Origin of the sequence: Aquimarina longa SW024 (genome assembly GCF_001401755.1) — a bacterium.
GTDB lineage: Bacteria > Bacteroidota > Bacteroidia > Flavobacteriales > Flavobacteriaceae > Aquimarina > Aquimarina longa.
This window is the reverse complement of record NZ_AVQK01000010.1, coordinates 153,435-175,388: the sequence shown is the minus strand read 5'-3', so window position 1 is coordinate 175,388 and position 21,954 is coordinate 153,435. Positions and strand designations below refer to the sequence as shown.

The following is a 21,954-nucleotide window of genomic DNA, read 5'->3' as shown; positions in this document are numbered from 1 at the left end:
ATAAAACAGTATACTAAACATAAAGTCATATAAAGCTTTAAACATGAAAAACATATCGCCATTGAAGATATTGGTAATGGCATTTGGAAAGTATTTTTTAGAAATGTATTTTTAGGTTTTATTGATCAAAAGAACCTAAGAAAGAAACAATAAGCAACAAGAATAAAAACTAATTTAGTGTAAACCCTAATCTTTAACTTCTGTAAACCATACCCCTTAATAAACATTATAAAAAACGAAAATTATGACAAATCATCACGATGTGATAAATCAAAATATATCCCAGATTATTTAAATGAATTTTGATATAAATTTAATAGGAGATCGAAAATAAAATCACATAACTAATTATTGTTTTTTAATTAATATCTGATATTAATTACGGGTAGGCATATAATATTAAATTGTAATCATGAAATTAAAGATATCATTAATTATTTTCTCTCTCATAATGTTTTCTTGCATAACAGAAAAAGATCAGTATCCAGAGTTACCTTTATTTGATTTGAATTTGTATTCAGATAATCTTATAATAGAAGAATTAAATTTTAAAGAAAAGTTTGTAACCGATACCGATAATTATATTTACACAATTTTTCGTAAAGGGTATGATGATTGTTTTGATGGGGTTTCTAGAGAAATTATTATAAGAGATAAATTAGATTACAAAATAATTCATAAATCAAACATAGGAAAATTGTTTTCTATTGCAACAACAGGGAGTGTCTATTTTTTAGAAAATGATATTTGTTATAAGTTAGAACCACCCTTTTTCGATAAAACTATTATTAACTCTATAAGTTTAGAGGATTTACATATCAACAAAATAAAAAAAGATAATAGAGACGAAATGATAAGGTTAAATCTAAAGTATAATACAGAAAGAGAATTAAACGAAAAATATTGGGATTATATAAAAAAGAAAAGAAATGAAGTAATTGAAGAAAAAATTTTAAAAAATTACAAGCTTCTCTATTATGATCTTCATATTAATTTAATAGAATATAAAGATGGTAGCGAATTTTATATTAAAGAAAGAAGTTTTTTAGAAGATAGATTAGATGATTACCCAAGAGAATTAAAAATTATATCAAGAAATGAATCTCGTTCTAAAGAAAAAGATTTTTTTAGTAAAGTGAATCATTCTATAGAAGAATTTGATGATAGTAGTTTATTAGTATCTGAATTTGATTGGAGTAATAATTCTGGAAAATTCAGTAGTATAATTCCTAATAATTATTATTCAAGAACATTATATTATTATGAATTAAGAATAGGTGACAAATCTTTTAAATGTAAATCATATAGTCCATTATATAAAGTAATAAGTTTTAATGATGATATTTTAATTGGAGGATACGGAATAACATATAAAATAAAACAAAAATGACATTTTTATACTAATAGAAATTATCCTTAAAATTGTATTAACTACTGTTTTCAAAGCATTTAATTATGATTAATATAAGATTAAAGATGATCTTTTAAATACATCTATTCATACATTTCTTCTATTTAAACAATTGAAGTAAAGTTTTTACAACAATGACCATAATTAATATGGGGTTAATGTTTAATCAAAAACTCACTACCTTTAATTCCCGTACTAACACCATAGGTACTATCTTAAAAAGCATAAAATTTTGATAATTGAATTCTAAAAAATAAAATGGTGGAGCATAGGCTACCCTAAATACAATAATATCTAATAGCAATATATATACTCCTGTTTTGATCTTTTTTTAATTCGTCTTATTTCTTAATATAATCCATATAATACTATGAAAAAGAGAGATTCTGTTTTATAAATCAACAACCTTGGAGCAAGCTCACCAGGTATGCTTCCTAAAAAAATATTTTAATGTATAGGCAAGTCTCAGGGAATTAAACCCTCAATGAGGGATTAAAATTCAGGGCTAAAACCTCTATATTCGTTATATACAATTTGAAACAAAATTTAGGAATGATAATTAAACGGTCATTTCCTTTTTACAGTAGCACTAGATTTTTATAAATTGAATAAGAAATAAAAATACGCAGATAAATCAACTGACCAAAGTATACTTGTCTTGCTTAGATTCATATATTTGGCGTTAGCAGTCATTTACAAACATTCATCAAAAAAGAACAATTAACATGAAAAACAAAATTCTAACAATAACAGGAATTTTATTATTTACATTATTTTCTTCATGTTCTCAACACACGATTGACCTAAGTGGTGAGAATTTAGAACTTGTAAACCGAAACGCAATTACATCGAACCAAAACACACCAAATACATTAATCCTAAATAACAAAGAAGGAGCTGGAATGGCTATCCTCAAAAATGAAAATTTTGATAATGGAACGATAGAGTTGGAACTAAAAGGAGAGAACAATCCCGGAAAAAGTTTTGTCGGACTAGCTTTCAATATCCAAAACGATTCAACTTATGAAGCTATCTACTTTAGACCGTTTAATTTTAAAGCTAATGAATTAGAAAAAAGAGAACATTCGGTTCAATATATCAGTCATCCTAAAAATACATGGAAATTTTTAAGAACCAATCAAAAAGGACTTTACGAAGCAGAATATATCAATGCACCCTTACCCGATGAATGGTTTGAGATATCCGTGAAGATTGATAATAACAATGTTTATGTTTACGATAAAAAAACAAATACAGAATTATTAAGTATAAAACGGTTAGAAAAGCAAGTCTCGAGTAAAATTGGACTTTGGACAGGTTACAATTCTAAAGGAGAATTTAGAAATCTAAAAATAAAGAAATAAATAATAAACTACCAATCGTGTGACGAGTGACGGCAAAACAACCGTCACTGCGTCTCACACACCGCCATATGTATGGGCTCGTATACAGCAGTTCACTAAATCAAAGTTTACGCTTTATTTAAATAATCTATCATAAGAATGTATCCTTTTCTTTTAAGTCTAGAGATAGTAACAGTCGTTTTTAGTATAGGATTTTGCAATACAGCCTAGCCTCCCATTCTGGTTCAACTCCAAGCATAAACTTCTCCATATTGAATACCTAATCAAATCAGATTCTTACGTTTCTGCTCTGGCTTTCTCTAATCCTCCTAAATGCAATACCGTAATCGATTACGCAACCACTCATCCAACTTTTTGAAGTTTAATGTAGCTATTGAAGAACTAGAAAATGATACTTGGAAAGTATTTTATAGAAATGTATTTTTAGGGTACTTTAATGAAAAACAAACAAGAAGCAAACAACGAGGTTGAAAACCAATTTAGGATATCGTCTAATCTTTAACTTGTGTAAACGACATATCTTAACGAACATACCTAACGAACTCAATATTAATGGAAGAAATAAATAAAATAAAAGAGTTAGTTAATTATAATTTATGGGCTAACAAACGATTATTAACTTGGCTAAAAACTAACGGACAAGAATCGTTGACTAAAGAATGTCAATCAAGTTTTTCTAATATCTTAAATACAGTAAATCATATTTTAGATGGTCAAATCTTTTATTATTGTATTTTAAAAGAACAACCGCTCGAAAGATCATGGGAAAATACTATTGAAGAAATTCTCAAAGGACTTATTGAACAATCAGAGGTTTTTGTAGACTATATAAAAAGTCAAAAATCATTACATGAGTTTAGATTTTTAAAAACAAAAACCTTAGAAGGAAACTTCACTCAATCTGAATTAGTTCAGCATTGTATGAATCATAGTACTTTTCATCGAGGACAAATAATTACAATGGGACATCAATTAGGGTTAACAAAAGCACCTTCAACAGATATGTTGTTCTTTTTTATTCAACGGAACAAACTACTCTAATAACTCATTTTGATGGAACCAAATAGTATGAATTGACTTAACCTAAGAAAACTTATTCATTATGTAATTGAATAAAATGTTATTCAAATCAACACCCTCGGAGCAAACTCGCAAGGTATGCTTCCGAAAAAAATATGTTAATGTAGAGGCAAGTCTCAGGGAATTAAACCCTCAATGAGAGATTAAAAACTGGATTAACTCTGATTACTCCAAAACGTCAAATAAATAATCATGAACTTTAAAAAAACAATTTGCTGATTTAAAGTTAGAGTATGTGAATGAATCAAATCGAAAATAGAAATACTACTAACAACAACGGTAGCTGTTACACAATTCATAATTTTGAATAAATCAATATTTTTTTAAGTTGTGTAACAAGTACAACAGCTATAATTTATTGTAGCGTAATTTTCTTCTGAAAACTCCTATCTTTTAATCATCGCTTAGTCCTTAAAAATTGTCCTACTTTCTCTTACAATTTCAAAACAGCTTGCGACTTACTTTAAGAACCAATTAATTCTTTAAGCTAACGGATAGGGTTTTACACGCTTTTTAAGAACAAAATTTTTATCTTTAGTTAAAATTTTAACCTACTAAACTCTTAAAGAAAATATCAAGAATACATAATATGAAATCTACTACAATAAAATATTACTTAATTTCTTTATTTAGTATACTTAACTTTTCAGTAAAAGCGCAACAACTGGATGTTAAAACTAAAACAGAAATACAAGAGTTTGTAAAAAAAGAAACTAAATACTTACACGCACTTAAATTTAAAAAATATTATAAAAATTTTAATGATGCAGACGATTTTGTAATAATGTTTAAAGGCGAAAAAATAAATAGAAAAAGAGTTCTAAAAAAAAGTAAGAGAAAATTAAAAAAGAAAAAGGGTGAATACTCTAAATTAGAGCGAACCATAATGACTCCGTTTAAAGAATTCTATAATGATTTTGATTTGTATATTTTAACGAAAGAAGATATTGAACAAGATTCTAAAAAAACGACTCTCAATAAGTTATTTGGAATGGATATAACTAAAAACTGGAATCCCAAAATAGAGTTTACAAAGAATAGATACCTTGTCTGTTTACTTCCCAAGGTTGATTTCTCCAAATCCAAAATCACCTCTAAATATGGTGAATTTATGATACTTCAAATACTTGAAAAGAATAAAAGGAAATGGAAAGTTTACTCATCTTGGAATTAAACAAATTGAAAACAGAATAACTATTCACAACAATGATACCCCATACACAAGTCTAGAATTTGTTATGAAGATACATTCTAATCGTTTTTAAAGAGGATTTATTAAAAATATTAATCAATATTTAGAAGATCATATTTCTAGCCTAAAAAATCTTCCAAAAGTAAGTATTATAGATTCAACTAAAATAGAGCTATCTGCCTAGTTTGTTACCTTTTTATCGATAAATTTCAGATCCCTTTTTAGAGTATAGGCAATCGCAAATAAATGTATGACCTTATTGGTTGCATGCCCATGACATTTATTTTACGTAGTCCCATAAACTGTATAAACATACCTAAGACTAGCTCTACAGTATTTTCAATAACAACTACAGAACAAAAAAACGAATTTATTGGTGAATAACGTATAGGAAAATATACCATTATAGAACTATGCTAAAAAATTTTAAATCCCCAGACCAATAACAATAAACATAAAGCCTAAATGGTACTCATACTTCTTTATACCATGGATTTTCTTTTATTATTTTTTATATAAATAGTTTTGCTATCTTTTAGCTTTACACTTAGCTAACTACGGTAAAAACATTAAGGTGTTATGGTTAATTACAACTTGTTTAACACGAATTTTCTTTCGTTATTATCAAAAAATAGCATCATCAAAACATATTTTAACTTACTTATTTAGACTTAATAAATATAAATAATTTAATTTTGGTGCTCTAATTAGTGATAAATATCCATATATGGCCACCTTTAAAAAACATAACTATGATCTAAAAACGTCTTCTGGATTCGAAAAAATATACATGGATTATGCTTCAAAAATGTTTTATGTAGGGATAACCAAGATTGATGACCCTGAGAAATTAAAAGGGATCATTCAAGAAATATTCATTGCACTATGGGAAAGAAGAAATGAGCTACATATAAAAGGAGCTATTGAACATTATTTAATGAGAGCTTTAAAATATAAGATCATAGATTATTACAGATCCAAAACAAGAAAGAAAAAAGGATTAGAAAGAATCAGTACCACTATATCTGAGATAGATTTTTCTACTGAAAATGATATTGCTTATTCTGCTTTATGCGAAGAAATTGAGCAAATTACAGCTAAATTATCACGTCAAACTCAGAAAGCATTTAGACTCAGTAAGATTGAAGGAATGACTAATAAAGAAGTAGCGAATGTACTCTCTATATCAGAACGAGCAGTAGCCTATCACCTAGCAAAGGTGAATGATAGGCTTAAAAAATTATTGATTACATACTACTAGAATCATTTAAAAGAACTTTATAAAGAAATGATATTATATAACACTATTCTGATGACGTTTTTTATTCCTAATACCAAATACTCAAAAAAATAAACTCATCACAATCAATATTTTACTATTCTAAATTTTTATTTTTTATTTTTTATTTTATTTTCCACTTCACTAAAACCCTCTTTCATTCGACTATAAGAAAAAAAGGATATTTTTCTATATAGTATGAAGATTACCAAAGAACTTTTACAACGATATGCAGAAAACAAATGTACTCCTAATGAAAAGGAAGCGATTTTAGATTGGCTTTCAGAAATAGAAGGTGACATTCCTAATTCAATAATTGAAGAAAATAAAGCTCCAATCAAAGACATGTGGGAGCATATTGCCAAAAAGACTATAGAAAAAAATGAGACATCTAAGAACTCTAGAGTAATAAGTATACAAAAATGGAAAAAAATAGCTGTCGCAGCAAGTTTAGCATTATTACTATCTCTCTCTTGGTTTGGTAGAACATATTTAACTATTCCATTTGTAACGCAAAAAAACATAGCATTAGCCCCTGGCGAAGAGGCTAATCTACACCTTCAAGATAATAGTAAAATTCAATTACGATCAGCAAGTGTATTAGAATATCCTTCTTTCTTTGCAGGAAAAAATCGAGAAGTAAAACTCGTTAACGGAGAGGCTTATTTTAAAATAGCATCAGATCCAGAACATCCCTTTGTAGTACATACAGATAGTGTAAATATCACTGTACTAGGCACTCAGTTTAATATCGCCAATTATCCACTACAAGACCAGATAATGATTACTCTGGTAGAAGGAAAAATACAGTTTAAAAGTAAAGAAAAAACAGTGATCTTAACCCCTGATCAACAACTGATATACAATAAAAAAACAGGAGACACCCAATTATATTCCAATATAAATACAGCGCAGGCTATAGCTTGGACCAAAGGAGAACTCTGGTTTGATAACACCCCTTTACAAGAAGTTCTGAATACTCTAGAACGACAATATGAAGTACGTTTTATAACAAAAAAACAATGGAACCTCCCTTTAACCGCCAAGTTTAAAAAACAATCTCTAAACAGAACTCTGTATTTATTAGAAAAAAGTACAGGATTAAAATTTACTAGAAAAGGAAAAGAAATAACAGTAACACAATAGTAATATATAACAGAATGAAAGAAGAAAGCCCCCCTACATAAAAAAACTCATTTGAATTTTTATGATTCAAAATGAGAAAAAACTAAACAATTCTTAAAAAAGAAACCGACTGTGCGAGCACACAGTCAGTTCCATATAGAATTGTTTTATCTAAAATATCTAAACATAATAAATAAAACTAACGAACTATGAAATTACAAAATAAACTGAAATATACACACATAAAAACTATACAGCTATGGGGGTTTCTGTTTTTTTTGCATTTAGGAGCAATAGCTCAAAACCAATTACAACAACAAGTAACTATAAATTCAAAAAAACTTTCTGTAGCACAATTAATAACTCAAATAGAAAAACAAACTAATCTAAACTTTGTATATAGTTCTGTACGAACCGATGTAGATAAAAAAGTAAATGTAAAAAATACTACCACCACAGTAAAAAAATTATTACAAGATGTTTCGTCTAAATCATCACTTAAATTCTCTCTAACGGGAAATCAGATCATAATAAATAAACTACTCAAAGGAGATATTACTGGTGATGTAAAAGATGCTAAAGGCAATCCTTTAGAAATGGCTAATGTAATAATTAAAGGTACTAATAAAGGTACCATGACTAACCAAAAAGGAAATTACACTTTAAACAAAGTTGCAGAAGGACAACAAGTTATAACAGTTAGTCTTATAGGATATCAGACTATCGAAATGAAGGTAAAAGTTTTACCAAATCAAACCATAAATGTACCTAGAATCATACTCCAAGAAAAATCTCAACAATTAGGAGAAGTAATGGTTAAAACAGATGATAAAAACAAGTTTATTGTTACAGACCCTTCTTCTTCTCTACGTTTAAATACCGAAGTAGTAAAACTTCCTCAAAACATACAGATTATAAATGAGAATGTCTTAGAGAGTCAAAACCTTATCAATATGCGTGATGATGTAATGCGAAATGTAAGTGGTACAATTGTAGGTAATGCATGGCTTCATGATGTATCAATTTACATGAGAGGGTTTCCAATACCAGGATTTAGAAATGGAATGTTTGTAGAAATGACTTATGGACCATTACCAGAAGATATGGCAACAGTTGAAACCATCGAGTTTGTAAAAGGACCCTCTGGATTTATGCTTTCTAGCGGAGAACCTGGAGGATTTTATAATGTGGTAACTAAAAAACCAACTCCTTACAAACGTAATGAATTATCACTCACTTTTGGTAGTTTTAATAGTCATAGAGCAGCATTATCTTCGGGAGGATCACTTACAAAAGATAAAAAATTACAATATCATATTACAGGTGTATATAATTACAATGAGTCTCATAAAAAATATGACGAAAGAAAAACTATAGGAATTATACCTTCATTAAAGTATGAGTTTAGCGACAAAACTTCAATTTTAACTGAACTTACCTATAATAAAGCTAAAATGAGAACGGGTATAGAAAACGTAATACTTCCTAGAAATGTAGATGGGAATTTAAAAACACTACCAAGAGATTTTACATTTATGGACGAAAATTGGCCTAAATCTGATATTGAAGAAGTAAGTTTGTTTACCAAAATCTCTCATAAATTTAATGACAATTGGACAATAAATGGGCAGCATATGTATATGAAGTATGGTATAGATGGATTCTATACCTATGTAAAAGATGGTGTTAAAGATAATGGAGATACCAATAGAACCCTAAGTACTTGGGATGGGTTAACTAATAACCAACTAGGACAAATTTATGGTAATGGTAAATTTAGTACTGGGTTTATTACACATCGCATCATGGGTGGTATGGACTATAGACATATGAAATCTTATAATGATTTTGGTCGATGGTTTAGAGTAGACATTGATAAAAACGCCCCTTTTAATATTTATAATCCAGTGTATGGTAATGCAGTTATACCAGAGTTTAGACATTTATCTAATACTGAACTAAAAGAAATAGGTTCTTTAGTAGGGGCAAAAAGTATTTCTTTTTACTTACAAGATGAAATGTGGATGCTTAATGACAAGCTACGCATAACTTTAGCTGCAAGACATACCAATATCGAAAACTTTGCATACGGAAATACTGTCGAAGAAGAAAAATTCACCCCTCGGATCGGAGTTAGTTTTGATATGCTCCCAAATATAACTGTCTATGGTTTGTTTGATCAATCATTTATACCTAATTATGGAAGAAGCTTAGAAGATAAACCCTTTGATCCTGTAGATGCCAGAGATATAGAAGCAGGTATTAAAGGTTCTTGGTTTGATAAAAAATTAAATACATCTCTAACAGCATATCAAATCACCAAAGAAAACATCTTAGTTCCGCACCCAGAACAAAAGCTAGCTGTTGAAGGATATAATGTACAAATAGGAGAAGTACGATCTCAGGGAATAGAATTTGATATGCAAGGACAACTAACCTCAGATCTTAATCTTATTTTTAATTATGCATATACAGAACCTAAAGTAACCAAAGACACCAATCCAGCAAGGGTAAACCAACCTTTAGAAGGGCATGCCAAACATGTAACCAACGGTTGGCTTAGTTATACATTTAAAAAAACATCCTTCCTCGATGGTTTTGGAGCATCTATTGGATATAGATATGCAGTAGATAATACCCAGTGGGATTGGAAAGATAATGCACCTATAGTATTACCTGATTATTTTAGATTAGATGGAGCAATAAATTGGAAAAATGATAAATTTGCTGTTTCAGTAAACATATATAATATATTAGATGAGTACTTACTGTATTCTGGAGGAGGCTATTATAACTCTTATGTCTCTAGCTCTGAACCAGGAATTAATGGCCGTATAACATTACAATATAAATTCTAAAAAATAACCTTTATTAAAAATAGAACTAAGAAATCTACTCATCTAAGTAGGTTTCTTTTTTTATACTGTTTACCAAACTACATTTTACCTGCTTTTTTCATGGTAATTAAAAAAAATACATTGAAAAATAATCAGATTTATAGACAGACATTAATAACGTGAATTTCTATGTAAAAACTTGATTTTAAAAAGCAGTCAAATGGAGTGGTTTTTTGTCGTACTTCATATATTTTATTATAGCATATCAGTTCTTCAATCAATATTCTTACTTCTTAATTAGAATATGTACAATGATTGATCTAAATAAAAGAGGCTTAAAATTGGTACCATAATATAGATATTCCAAACTCAAGCTAAGGAAAGGAAAACCTCATCTATAAATTAAAGAACATATACCCTGGTAATTTTGAGCTAAAACTATCAGGGTATTTAGTATTCTTAATACTTTAACAACTCTTCAATCTTCGCTTTTACCTTTTCGGTAGAAGGAATCATCGTTTGTTCTAATGTACTGTTTAAAGGAATCGCAGGCATATTCTCTGATCCAATAGTCATCACAGGAGCATCGAGAGATCTAAAACATTCTTCCTGAATTTTACCTGATAATGCTCTTGCAAAAGAATTATTAGAAGGCTCTTCAGTTACGACAAGACACTTTTTAGTCTTTCTTACCGACTCCATGATAGTGTCTTCATCCAGAGGATATAACGTTCGTAAATCCACAATCTCTATAGCATCTTTACTATCTTTTGTAGCGTTTAATGCCCAATGTACTCCCATACCATAGGTTATAATCGTCATAGTTTCTTTTTCATCCTGCGGCCAGATACGTTGTACTACATTAGCTTTTCCAAAAGGTAATACATAATCTTCTGATGGCTCTATAGTTCTTGCAGCATCTGTTCCTTTTACCTTAGACCAATACAATCCTTTATGTTCTAAAATCACTACAGGATTTGGATCATGATAAGCAGCTTTCATCAACCCTTTTAGATCAGCTCCATTACTAGGGTATGCAATCTTAATTCCTCGTATATTGGTAATCACAGATTCTACAGAAGACGAATGATAAGGTCCTCCGCTACCATAAGCTCCAATAGGCACGCGTAAGATCATTGATACAGGCCATTTTCCGTTAGACAGATAACATGATCTACTTACTTCTGTAAATAACTGATTTAGCCCTGGCCAGATATAATCAGCAAACTGTACTTCTACAATAGGTTTTAATCCTACAGCCGACATTCCTACTGTAGATCCTACAATAAATGCTTCTTGGATAGGGGTATTAAATACACGCTCATCTCCAAATTTTTGAGCTAACGTAGCAGCTTCTCTAAATACACCTCCTAGTCGTCCTCCTACATCCTGACCATATAATAGACATTCTTTATGCTCTTTCATTAATTCTTCTACCGCAAACAAGGCACAATCTACCATCACTACTTCTTCTTTATCAGCAGGGGATCGTTCTCCTTTCTCTTCTGTAATTGGTGTTGGAGCAAAATCATGAGTAAACAAATCTTCTGGCTTAGGATCTTCGGCTTGCATAGCCTCTTCTAAATCTTTGGTCACACATACTTTTGCTTCTTCCTCTATGGCTACGATTTCTTCTTCGGTAAAACCATTCTCCAGCAATTGATTTCTCAATACGGGATATGGGTCACGAGAACGCGCTTCATCAAGATCATCACGATACCACTCCATACGTACCCCAGAGGTATGATGATTTAGTAATGGTACCTTTGCATGTACTAGCATAGGTCGTCTTTCTTCTCTAATGGTTTTTATGACTTCTTGGATTGCGAGATAACTTTCTATAAAATTTGCTCCATCTATAGATATCGCTTCTAATCCATTAAACCCTTGTGCATATTCAAATGCATTTTGTGCTCTGGTTTCTTCTGCGTTAGCAGAGATATCCCACCCATTATCTTGTACCAGATATAAAATCGGTAATTGTTTTAGAGCTGCCATCTGAAACGCTTCGGCAATTTCTCCTTCGGTAACAGATGCATCTCCAAGAGAACATACTACTAGCGGTGCAGCCATAGGCTGTTTTATTATCTCACTCTTAGTCGAGTCGTTTTCAGAAATGTGATCAATCCCTACCAATTCTTTATACTGCATTCCCATTGCTACTCCTGTAGCAGGTATCGCCTGCATCCCTGTTGCTGATGATTGATGTGGGATTTTTGGTTTATCGGCATCCCGCAAACTGGGATGAGCATAATACGTTCTGCCTCCAGAAAATGGATCTTCTTTTTTAGCCAATAATTGTAGCATCAGATCATATGGTTTCATTCCTATCCCTAATAACATGGCATCATCACGATAATATGGAAATGCATAATCCTGAGGCAATAATTGCATTGCTGTAGCAATCTGGATCGCTTCATGCCCTCTAGAGGTAGCATGAACATACTTAGAAACTACTTTAAAATTTTCTTCATATAACTCTGCCATTGACTTAGCTTTACAAAGTGTTGTAAATGCAGTTTGTAAGACTTCTTTTGCTATTGTTTTTTCAGCTAACATTTTAATTCAGTTTTTGATATATAGATTCTAACCTGCGCTAGAATGATACTAATACATCGTAATTCGTTTTATCCAACTTTTTCTTCTATACTCACTGGTATAATCCAACCATGAGTATCTTCTCGCTTTTGTGCTTTTATTTCATCTAGCGTAACTTTCATATCCTCACTTACAGGATTTGCTTCTGGCAAGGTAATTACCTCTTCATTATACCCTATCGCTTCTACCATAGCAATGGCTACCGCTGTACCTGTTCCAAAGGCTTCTTCAAGTTTTCCGTCTTTAGAATATTGGATTACCTCATCAATAGTAATTGGGCGCTCTTCTACTTCAAATCCTTTATCTTTTAGTAGTGTAATTACACTATCTCTGGTAATTCCTTTTAGAATAGATCCATCTGTAGTTGGTGTAATAAACTTACCGCCTACTTTAAAAAAGATATTCATTGTTCCTACTTCTTGTACATACTTATGCTCATTAGCATCTAGCCATAATACTTGATCAAATCCTTTGGCTTTAGCTTTTTCTGTAGGTAATATTGCTGCGGCATAATTTCCTGCTGCTTTTGCTTCTCCTGTTCCTCCATTTGCTGCTCTGATATATTCAGTTTCTGCATACAGTCTAATCTTTTTAGTAAAGAATGGTCCTGCAGGAGAACAGATAATAATAAATTTATAGCTTGTTGCTGCACGCATCCCTATAAAAGGCTCATCTGCATACATAAACGGGCGTAGATATAATGCGCTTCCTTCTTGCGGTGGGATCCAATTATGTTCTACTCCTACAATCTGTTTTGCTGCTTCTACAAAAAGTTCTTCCGGTACTGCTGGCATTCCCATTCTGGCAGCACTATGATTTAATCGTTTTGCATTTTCTTCTGGTCTAAATAATAAAGGGGTATTATCCTTGCCAACAGTAGCTTTCATTCCTTCAAAAATTGCTTGCCCGTAATGCAATGCCATTGCCGCAGGATGCGTTGGGATTAATGCTAACGCTTCAATACGTGGATTCTGCCATGCTCCATCTTCATACTCACAGATAAACATATGATCTGTAAAGGCTTTTCCTAAAGGAATGTTATCAAAATCAATGTCCTTTAATTTTGAGGTTGAAGTTTTTGTAATTTTGATTTCTTGTTGCATTCGTATTTATATTTGGGCGCATCCCTATCGGGTCGGGCTATTCGCTATATCTTTTTTACTTGTCTACATCTCGATTACCTTATTTATGGTCATTCTTCAAGTAAAAAAGGATGCCGCTTCTATCCCTTGCGCATTTATATTCGTTTTATATTTCTCTAGTACTATTAAAGGCTTCTAGCTCATCTCCTACTTTACGCAAAAATGATCCTCCCAAAAATCCATCAACTACTCTATGATCAAAAGATAATGACAAGTACATCATACTTCTGATTGCGATTTCGTCTCCTTTTTCGGTTGTTATTACTTCTGGTCTCTTCTTGATGATTCCTAATGCCAGAATCGCCACTTCGGGTTGGTTGATAATTGGTGTACCCATTAAACTCCCGAATGTTCCTACATTAGAGATTGTAAATGTGCTTCCTTGTACCTCTTCTGGTTTTAATTTGTTGTTTCTTGCACTATTAGCCAGGTGATTTACTCGTTTGGCTAATCCTAAAAGATTTTTCTCATCAGCATTTTTTACTACGGGTACAATTAAGTTTCCGCTAGGTAATGCTGTTGCCATACCGACATTAATATCATTATGTACCACTATTTTTTTACCATCTACAGATACATTAATCATAGGATACTCCTGAATGGCTTTGGCTACGGCTTCTACAAAAATTGGAGTAAACGTTAGTTTCTCTCCATACTTCTCTAAGAATGCTGCTTTTACACCATTTCTCCAGTTTACAATATTGGTTACATCAACTTCTATATAACTTGTTACATGTGGTGATGTATGCTTAGAGTATACCATATGATCCGCAATCATCTTACGCATACGATCCATTTCTACTATGCGATCTTTGCCTTCTACAAATGAGATCGGAGGTGCATTATACGTAGATTTCGGAGCTTGTGGTTGTGGCTTACTTGGTAAAGGATATTTCCTGTTCTTAAGGTATTGCATCACATCACTTTTACGTATGCGACCGTCTACCCCTGTACCTGCAATACTTTGCAGCTCTTCAATAGTTATATTTTCTTTTTGAGCAATACTAATAATCAAAGGTGATAAAAACCCATCGTTTACGCCTGAAGTCAGCGGTTTGAGGTCTGAAGTGGTTCTCGACTCTGCTCGAACTGGTACCTCTGGTTTCTTCTTTGGCTTCTCTATCGTTTTTGTTTCTTCAGGTTTTTGATTTGTTGTTACAGCTACTGCATCACCATCAATTACAGCTATTACTTGCCCTATCTCTACTACTTCATTAGATTGATACCGTATCTCTGTAATCACTCCATTACACGGAGATGGCACTTCAGAATCAACTTTATCTGTAGCCACTTCCAAAATGGTTTCATCTTCTTCTACTGTATCGCCTACATTCTTTAACCAGTTAAGAATGGTAGCTTCTGATATACTCTCACCCATTTTGGGCATTTTTAATTCGATTATCGCCATTTGGTTAACTAATGTTTGTTAGTTTTAAATTTAGTTATTTTTTTAATACTATTCTATATTTCTTTTATAAACCTATATAATTGGTTATTTTTTTTGTTTAAACTCTTCGAGTGTTTTATAAAACTCTTCTTGAGTTTTTCTGTCTTTTGGCACTTCTCGTAAGGGTTCTACTGCTCTTAATGAGTCATGACAATCGGTTGGTAATTGCTGATATAATTGTGTTCCTTTTGTTTTCCAGGCGATCATCTCATCACTTAGTTCTTTTATTGCCTTTGCAGGATTACCTACTATCAGGCTTCGCTTAGGAAATATTGTTTTTGCTTTTACAAAAGACATTGCTCCTACAATACATTCATCTCCAATTTCTGCATCATCCATAATTACAGTATTCATACCAATCAAACAATTACGTCCCAAATTAGCTCCATGAATTATGGCTCCATGTCCTATATGAGCACTTTCTTTAAGTACAATTGATTTACCCGGAAACATATGAACGGTACAATTTTCTTGTACATTAACTCCGTCTTCTAGAATAATCTCTCCCCAATCTCCGCGTATCGCAGCTCCTGGTCCGATATAGCAGTTTTTTCCAATAATTACATTACCCGTTACTGCTGCTAATGGATGTACGAAACTGCTCTCGTGTACTACGGGTATGTATCCTTTAAAACTGTAAATCATTAATTTAATTTTATTCTCTACACTCTCATTCTAACTAAACCTCACAGGTTTTAGAAACCTGTGAGGTTTAGTTAGAATAAGGTTTAGAATGAGGTTATAAACTTCGAATACATTTCGACAAACTCAGTGTTACAACCTCATATGACATTTATTCTTTTTACTTAAATCGTTTTAAGGTTTCTTTTGTAAAATCACTTAATACTAATCTACCGCTGATTACTGCTCTATCTGATAATAGCGTGTCCCAATCTTCTGTTCCTGCCCAAAATGCTTTTTTCATATCCTTCATTGCTTCTGGATTATAGGTACATAGGTTTTCTGCAAAAGTTTTTACTGCTTCATCTAAGGTTTCTATATCTTCAAAAACTTTGGTAAACAGCCCTTTATCTCTTGCCCATTCTGCATCATAAAATGAGTTGGCATCAATAGCGATCTGAGTCATTGCAGATAATCCTATTTTTCGTTCTACTGCTGGTCCTACTACAAATGGTCCTATCCCTACATTAAGCTCACTTAGTTTGATAGCTGCATATTTTGTTGCCATACAATAATCGGTTGCCGAGGCTAGTCCTACTCCGCCTCCAACAGTTTTACCTTGTACTCGCCCAATAATAAATTTTGGACATTTGCGCATAGCATTGATTACATTGGCAAAACCAGAGAAAAATACTTTCCCCGTTTCGGCATCATTGATATTAATGAGTTCCTTAAAGCTTGCTCCTGCACAGAATGTTCTGTCTCTTCCGCTTTTTAATACAATTACCTTGATATCATCATTAGTTCCTGCATCGGTAATGGTCTGCGCTAGTTTTGCCAAAATATCGCCTGGCAATGAATTATGTGCTGGGTGGAAAAATTCTATTGTTCCTACCTGATTCTCTACTGTTATAGTTACGTATGGTTGTGTCATTACTTATGTTCCCACATAGGTGGAATCTTATTATTTTAATTCTACATTATTTTAAAAATACTAGATCAAATTTTCAGTCAAATCGTTCCAACTTATATTATCTTTTTCAATCAATTTTATTTTCCACTCTCGATTCCATTTTTTCATCTGCTTCTCGCGAGTATATGCTTCTTCTTTTGTTTATAATTTTCATAATACACTAACTTATCCAAATTATATCTTGCTGAAAATGCTGTTGGATGTACTTTATTTTTATGTTGGTGTATTCTTCTTTTCAAATCTTTAGTTACTCCTATGTAAAGAACCCCGTTTGGTTTATTTGTAATTATATATATGTTCCATATTATCATCTACACGTAGTTATAAACTCTCGTTTTTGTATCATTTAGATTCCCGTTTTCACGGGAATTTTGATCAATTTAATCTAATAGATTAAATTGATCAAAATGATGATTCAGATGTTTTCTTTCTAATAGATACCATTCATATTTATTGAGTTCTCCAAAAACAATATTTTTTAATATCACTTCTGGATTTTCTTTAAAATATATTTTATAGGCTTCTCTTGCTTCGTTTAGCTTTGTTATAGCCGTTTCTAGATCAGGATGTATTAGTTCTTCTACTTCTCCTTTTTTCAGTAATGGAAATTCTGTGTTTTTAGGAAAAGGCTCATAATTGTATAAACTATTATGTACTTTTTCTAAAATCTTCTCTGGTGTTGCTATTTCAAAATCCTGAATTTCTCCTGCTGCTATTTTATAGGTATATTCTAAATGTTCTACCATATGCTGCGGTGTCATGATTCCCCATTTTGGTTTTGTATCTACCGTTAGCTTACCTAAACATTCTTGTATTTTTGTTTCGGTCATTTCTACCAATGTGGTTTGTTTTTTCTGTACCATTGTTAAAATAGTGGCAATAGCTACTAATTCATCTTCGGTATCAAATACTTCTACAAACCATTTTACGATTCCGCTAGGGTGTTCTGCACTTGCCACATCGCGATCTACTTTTTGCTTACAGGTCAATCGTACGTATACGGTATCATTATGATAGATTGGTCTTAAGAATCTACATTCTTCTAATCCGTAATTTGCTGCTACAGGACCTTTATTAGGATATACAAATAATCCTGCTGCTGCTGCAAGGATAAAATATCCGTGAGCAGTACGTTTTTCAAAAATACTACCATCTAAGGATGTGATATCTGTATGTGCATAGAAATGATCCCAAGTAAGGTTTGCAAAACCAATAATATCTGTATCGGTTATGGTTCGCTTATGGGTTTTTAGTGACATTCCTGGTTCTATATCTTCCCAGTGGTATGCAAATGGGTGTTTTTCTGCTTCTTTATATGCTGCGTTTGCTTGATAGATCCCTGTTACTTCGCTTAGTGTTGTTGGGGTTCCTTGTACGGCACATCGCTGCATAAAATGTTTGATTCCTCGTATTCCTCCCATTTCTTCTCCTCCTCCTGCTCGTCCTGGACCTCCGTGGGTAAGTAATGGTAATGGAGAACCGTGACCTGTACTTTGTTTGGCGTTTTCTCGGTTACCGACTAGTATACGACCGTGATGAGAAGCTGCTCCTACAACATAATCTTTGGCTATCTTATCATCGTATGTAAAAATAGAGGATACTAATGATCCTTTACCCATTTGAGATAGTGTGATTGCATTTTCTAAAGTGTCATAGGGCATAATGGTTGCTACAGGACCAAATGCTTCAATGGTATGTGCATTGTCATTTTTAAATGGGTTGTCTTCTCGCATAAGTACAGGGCTTACAAATGCTCCTTTACTGGCATCTGCCCCAATGGTTTCTATAGTATCTAAATTACCATAAATGATCTGGGCAGTTTTTGCTATTTCTGAGACATTATTTTTGAAGCTTTCTACTTGTTGTTTGCTTGCTAATGCTCCCATTCGTACTTCTTTTAGTCTTGGGTCGCCTATTGTAACTTTATCAAGTTGCTGACTTAATGCGATCTGTACGTCTTCTACCAATGCTGTTGGTACAATAATTCTACGAATAGCGGTACATTTTTGACCACATTTTACGGTCATCTCTTTTCGAACTTCTTTGATAAAGAGATCAAATTCTGGTGTTCCTGGCACGGCATCTTTACCTAATATAGAAGCGTTCAATGAATCTGCTTCCATAGTAAAGGGTACGGATTCTTCTATCAACCTTGGATGTGCTTTTAGTATTCTTCCTGTGTGTGCTGAACCTGTAAAGGTTACTACATCTTGAGATTGCACAGTATCCAGAATCGTTTTGGTCATTCCGCTAAGTAACTGCAATGCTCCCTCGGGCAATATACCTGAGTCTATAATTACTCGTACTACTGCTTCTGTTAGATATGCGGTTTGTGGTGCGGGTAATACTACTGCGGGTACTCCTGCCATCCAATTAACGGCACATTTTTCTAACATTCCCCAAATCGGAAAGTTAAAAGCATTGATATGTACGGCTACTCCTCTTTTTGGCACTAGAATATGATGCGCCATAAATCGCCCTCCTCTAGAAAGGTCTATAGGGTCTCCTTCTACATGATAAGATTGATTAGGGAATAGTTTTCGTAGCGATGCATTGGCAAAAAGATTACCAAAACCTCCTTCGATATCAATCCAGCTATCTACTCGGGTTGCTCCTGTGCGATAACTTAATTCGTAGAAATCTTCTTTTCGTTTGGTAAGATAAAATGCCAGTTTTTTAAGCATATTACCACGTTCTTGAAATGTCATTTTTCGAAGAACTTCTCCTCCTTTGGTTCTACCGTATTGTAATACTTCTGGAATATCTAACCCTTCTGTGGTCGATGCTCCTATAGTATCTCCTGTAATGGCATCGTGCATTATGATTCCATCTCCAGAACCTGAAGTCCATTTACCGTTTATGTAGCTTTCTAGTTTTTTCATCATCTAGATTTTTAGTTCCCTAGGGGACGTTTTATTTTTTTTATAGTATAGATTATAGCCTACGCTGGAATGATAAATCAGTTTACATTTTCTATCACACATGCATATCCTTGTCCTACTCCTACGCACATCGTAATTAGTGCGTATCGTTTATTTTGTTCTTGTAATTCTAGTGCTGCAGAATATGCTATTCTGGCACCTGTTACTCCTAGCGGGTGTCCTATTGCTATTGATCCTCCGTTAGGGTTTATTCTTGGATCGTTGTCTTCTAATCCCCATTCTCGTATACATGCTAGTGCTTGCGAAGCGAATGCTTCATTAAGCTCTATGATATCAATATCATCCATAGTGATTCCTGCTTTTTCTAATGCTTTATTAGAGGCTTGTACAGGTCCGATTCCCATAATTCTTGGTTCTACTCCTACTACCGCAGAACTTACTATTCTGGCTAGTGGTTTTAGATTATATTTTTTTACGGCATCTTCTGATGCGATAATGGTTGCTGCTGCTCCATCGTTTAATCCTGATGAGTTTCCTGCAGTTACACTTCCATCTTTTTTGAAGGCTGGGCGTAATTTTGCTAAAACCTCTTTGGTAGTGGTTGGTTTTATAAATTCATCGTTAGAGAATAGGATGGGATCTTTTTTACGTTGCGGGATTTCGACTGTGGTAATTTCTTTTGCCAGTCGTCCTGATTTTTGTGCATCGGTGGCTTTCATCTGGCTCCAATAGGCAAATGCATCCTGATCTTCTCTGGATATATTATATTTCTCTACCAAGTTTTCTGCGGTATTTCCCATCCCGTCGGTACCGTATAACTCGTGCATTTTTTTGTTTACAAATCTCCATCCAAAGCTAGAGTCATGCATCTTAGAATCATTACCAAAGGCTGATGATGGTTTTGCTATGACATATGGGCCACGTGTCATATTTTCTACTCCGCCTGAGATAAACAGATCTCCGTCTCCTGCTTTGATTGCTCTATTAGCATGGATGATTGCAGATAATCCCGAACTGCATAGGCGGTTTACGGTTTCTCCTGGAACGGTAAATGGTAGCCCTGCTAATAATGCCGACATTCTGGCTACATTACGGTTGTCTTCTCCTGCTTGATTAGCGCACCCCATAATAACATCGTCATAGGCTTCTTTTGGAATACCTGGGTTGTTATGTATTAATTTCTCTATTACTAATGCTCCTAGATCATCAGTTCTTACTGCTGATAATGTTCCTTTATAACTTCCTATTGGAGTACGAATTCCGTCTATGATGTATGCGTCTTTCATTTTTTAGTATGTGAATATTTTAGTAAATGAGTTTGTTAGTATTTTTGCTTTATATTATTTTAATTTTATCCTAAAATCCTAAAGTAGTTCTGGATTCTAAAAACTTTAAAATTTATCATTTTACGGTTTTATATTTATATCTCCCAGTCTTTACTGGTTCTGTATACTACTCCTTTAAATAATGCTACAATTTGCTCCCCTCTCTTAATTTCTACAATATTAAATCCTACTCTGGTTTTAACAATATCTGTTACAGCTTCTGCTGTGATATAGTCTCCTTCTTCTAGTGCTTCGATATGATTAATAGAGGTTTCTATGGATACTGCATATTTACCATGTGTATTTGCCGAAAAACCAAAGGCTGTATCTGCCAGGCTATAGGCTATGCCTCCATGTGCTTTGTTCATACTATTTAACATCTCTTTTCTAATAGTCATTCCTACTTTGCATCGTCCTTTTTCTACTTCGATAACTTCAATACCTAACCATTGGCTAAAGGGATCTTGACTGAGCATTTTATGTGGAATGGTTTGTGCATATGTTAGTTTTTTAGTCATTTCGTGTTTGAGTTCTTTAGTATGTTAGTTTTTTAGTATGTTAGTATTTGAGTTCTTTAGTGTGTGAGTATGTGAGTTTTTTAGTATGTTAGTATTTGAGTTCTTTAGTGTGTGAGTATGTGAGTTTTTTAGTATGTTAGTATTTGAGTTCTTTAGTGTG

17 protein-coding genes are annotated in these 21,954 nt (G+C 32.7%); 8 read left to right on the top strand and 9 right to left on the bottom strand.

Annotated elements, in window-relative coordinates:
- The first annotated feature begins 412 nt into the window (after positions 1-412).
- The 8 genes from N456_RS00535 (at position 413) to N456_RS00505 (ending at position 10,309) form a co-directional block, all read left to right on the top strand.
- Positions 413-1,390 carry a hypothetical protein gene (locus N456_RS00535; protein ID WP_148639125.1) on the top strand — a complete coding sequence of 326 codons (978 nt, stop codon included), beginning with the start codon at positions 413-415 and terminating at the stop codon, positions 1,388-1,390.
- Between the two features lie 746 nt (positions 1,391-2,136).
- On the top strand, positions 2,137-2,775 hold the full coding sequence (locus N456_RS00530; protein ID WP_062052774.1) for a hypothetical protein: 639 nt from the start codon (positions 2,137-2,139) through the stop codon (positions 2,773-2,775).
- A gap of 312 nt (positions 2,776-3,087) precedes the next feature.
- Complete coding sequence (locus N456_RS24160) at positions 3,088-3,246, top strand: hypothetical protein (protein ID WP_158447797.1); 159 nt, start codon at positions 3,088-3,090, stop codon at positions 3,244-3,246.
- An 81-nt stretch (positions 3,247-3,327) separates the two neighbouring features.
- Positions 3,328-3,816 (top strand): DinB family protein, encoded by a 489-nt coding sequence (locus N456_RS00525; protein ID WP_062052772.1) that lies wholly within the window; start codon positions 3,328-3,330, stop codon positions 3,814-3,816.
- A 628-nt stretch (positions 3,817-4,444) separates the two neighbouring features.
- Positions 4,445-5,029 carry a hypothetical protein gene (locus N456_RS00520; RefSeq protein ID WP_062052770.1) on the top strand — a complete coding sequence of 195 codons (585 nt, stop codon included), beginning with the start codon at positions 4,445-4,447 and terminating at the stop codon, positions 5,027-5,029.
- A gap of 745 nt (positions 5,030-5,774) precedes the next feature.
- Positions 5,775-6,308 (top strand): sigma-70 family RNA polymerase sigma factor, encoded by a 534-nt coding sequence (locus N456_RS00515; RefSeq protein ID WP_062052768.1) that lies wholly within the window; start codon positions 5,775-5,777, stop codon positions 6,306-6,308.
- 216 nt (positions 6,309-6,524) lie between these two features.
- On the top strand, positions 6,525-7,472 hold the full coding sequence (locus N456_RS00510) for a FecR family protein (RefSeq protein WP_062052766.1): 948 nt from the start codon (positions 6,525-6,527) through the stop codon (positions 7,470-7,472).
- A 188-nt stretch (positions 7,473-7,660) separates the two neighbouring features.
- A complete protein-coding gene (locus tag N456_RS00505) occupies positions 7,661-10,309 on the top strand; it encodes a TonB-dependent receptor (RefSeq protein ID WP_062052764.1) in 2,649 nt (882 codons plus the stop codon).
- Between the two features lie 438 nt (positions 10,310-10,747).
- On the opposite strand, the gene N456_RS00500 is transcribed toward N456_RS00505, so the two are convergent.
- The 9 genes from N456_RS00500 to N456_RS00460 form a co-directional block, all read right to left on the bottom strand.
- Positions 10,748-12,847 carry an alpha-ketoacid dehydrogenase subunit alpha/beta gene (locus N456_RS00500; RefSeq protein WP_062052762.1) on the bottom strand — a complete coding sequence of 700 codons (2,100 nt, stop codon included), beginning with the start codon at positions 12,845-12,847 and terminating at the stop codon, positions 10,748-10,750.
- Positions 12,848-12,915: 68 nt separating this feature from the next.
- Positions 12,916-13,989, bottom strand: coding sequence for a branched-chain amino acid aminotransferase (locus N456_RS00495; protein ID WP_062052760.1), 1,074 nt, complete (start codon positions 13,987-13,989; stop codon positions 12,916-12,918).
- 145 nt (positions 13,990-14,134) lie between these two features.
- Positions 14,135-15,406, bottom strand: coding sequence for a dihydrolipoamide acetyltransferase family protein (locus tag N456_RS00490; RefSeq protein ID WP_240315458.1), 1,272 nt, complete (start codon positions 15,404-15,406; stop codon positions 14,135-14,137).
- Between the two features lie 114 nt (positions 15,407-15,520).
- Entirely contained in the window at positions 15,521-16,120 is a 600-nt protein-coding gene (locus N456_RS00485) for an acyltransferase (protein WP_062052756.1), read from the bottom strand.
- 157 nt (positions 16,121-16,277) lie between these two features.
- The gene (locus N456_RS00480; protein WP_062052754.1) at positions 16,278-17,030 is read right to left on the bottom strand and encodes an enoyl-CoA hydratase/isomerase family protein; all 753 of its coding nucleotides are present in this window, start codon (positions 17,028-17,030) and stop codon (positions 16,278-16,280) included.
- Positions 17,031-17,173: 143 nt separating this feature from the next.
- Positions 17,174-17,380, bottom strand: coding sequence for a GIY-YIG nuclease family protein (locus tag N456_RS00475; protein ID WP_338021341.1), 207 nt, complete (start codon positions 17,378-17,380; stop codon positions 17,174-17,176).
- A 69-nt stretch (positions 17,381-17,449) separates the two neighbouring features.
- A complete protein-coding gene (paaZ, locus tag N456_RS00470) occupies positions 17,450-19,951 on the bottom strand; it encodes a phenylacetic acid degradation bifunctional protein PaaZ (protein ID WP_062052752.1) in 2,502 nt (833 codons plus the stop codon).
- 77 nt (positions 19,952-20,028) lie between these two features.
- Entirely contained in the window at positions 20,029-21,237 is a 1,209-nt protein-coding gene (pcaF, locus tag N456_RS00465; protein WP_062052750.1) for a 3-oxoadipyl-CoA thiolase, read from the bottom strand.
- Positions 21,238-21,371: 134 nt separating this feature from the next.
- The gene (locus N456_RS00460) at positions 21,372-21,794 is read right to left on the bottom strand and encodes a PaaI family thioesterase (RefSeq protein WP_062052748.1); all 423 of its coding nucleotides are present in this window, start codon (positions 21,792-21,794) and stop codon (positions 21,372-21,374) included.
- Positions 21,795-21,954: the final 160 nt, after the last annotated feature.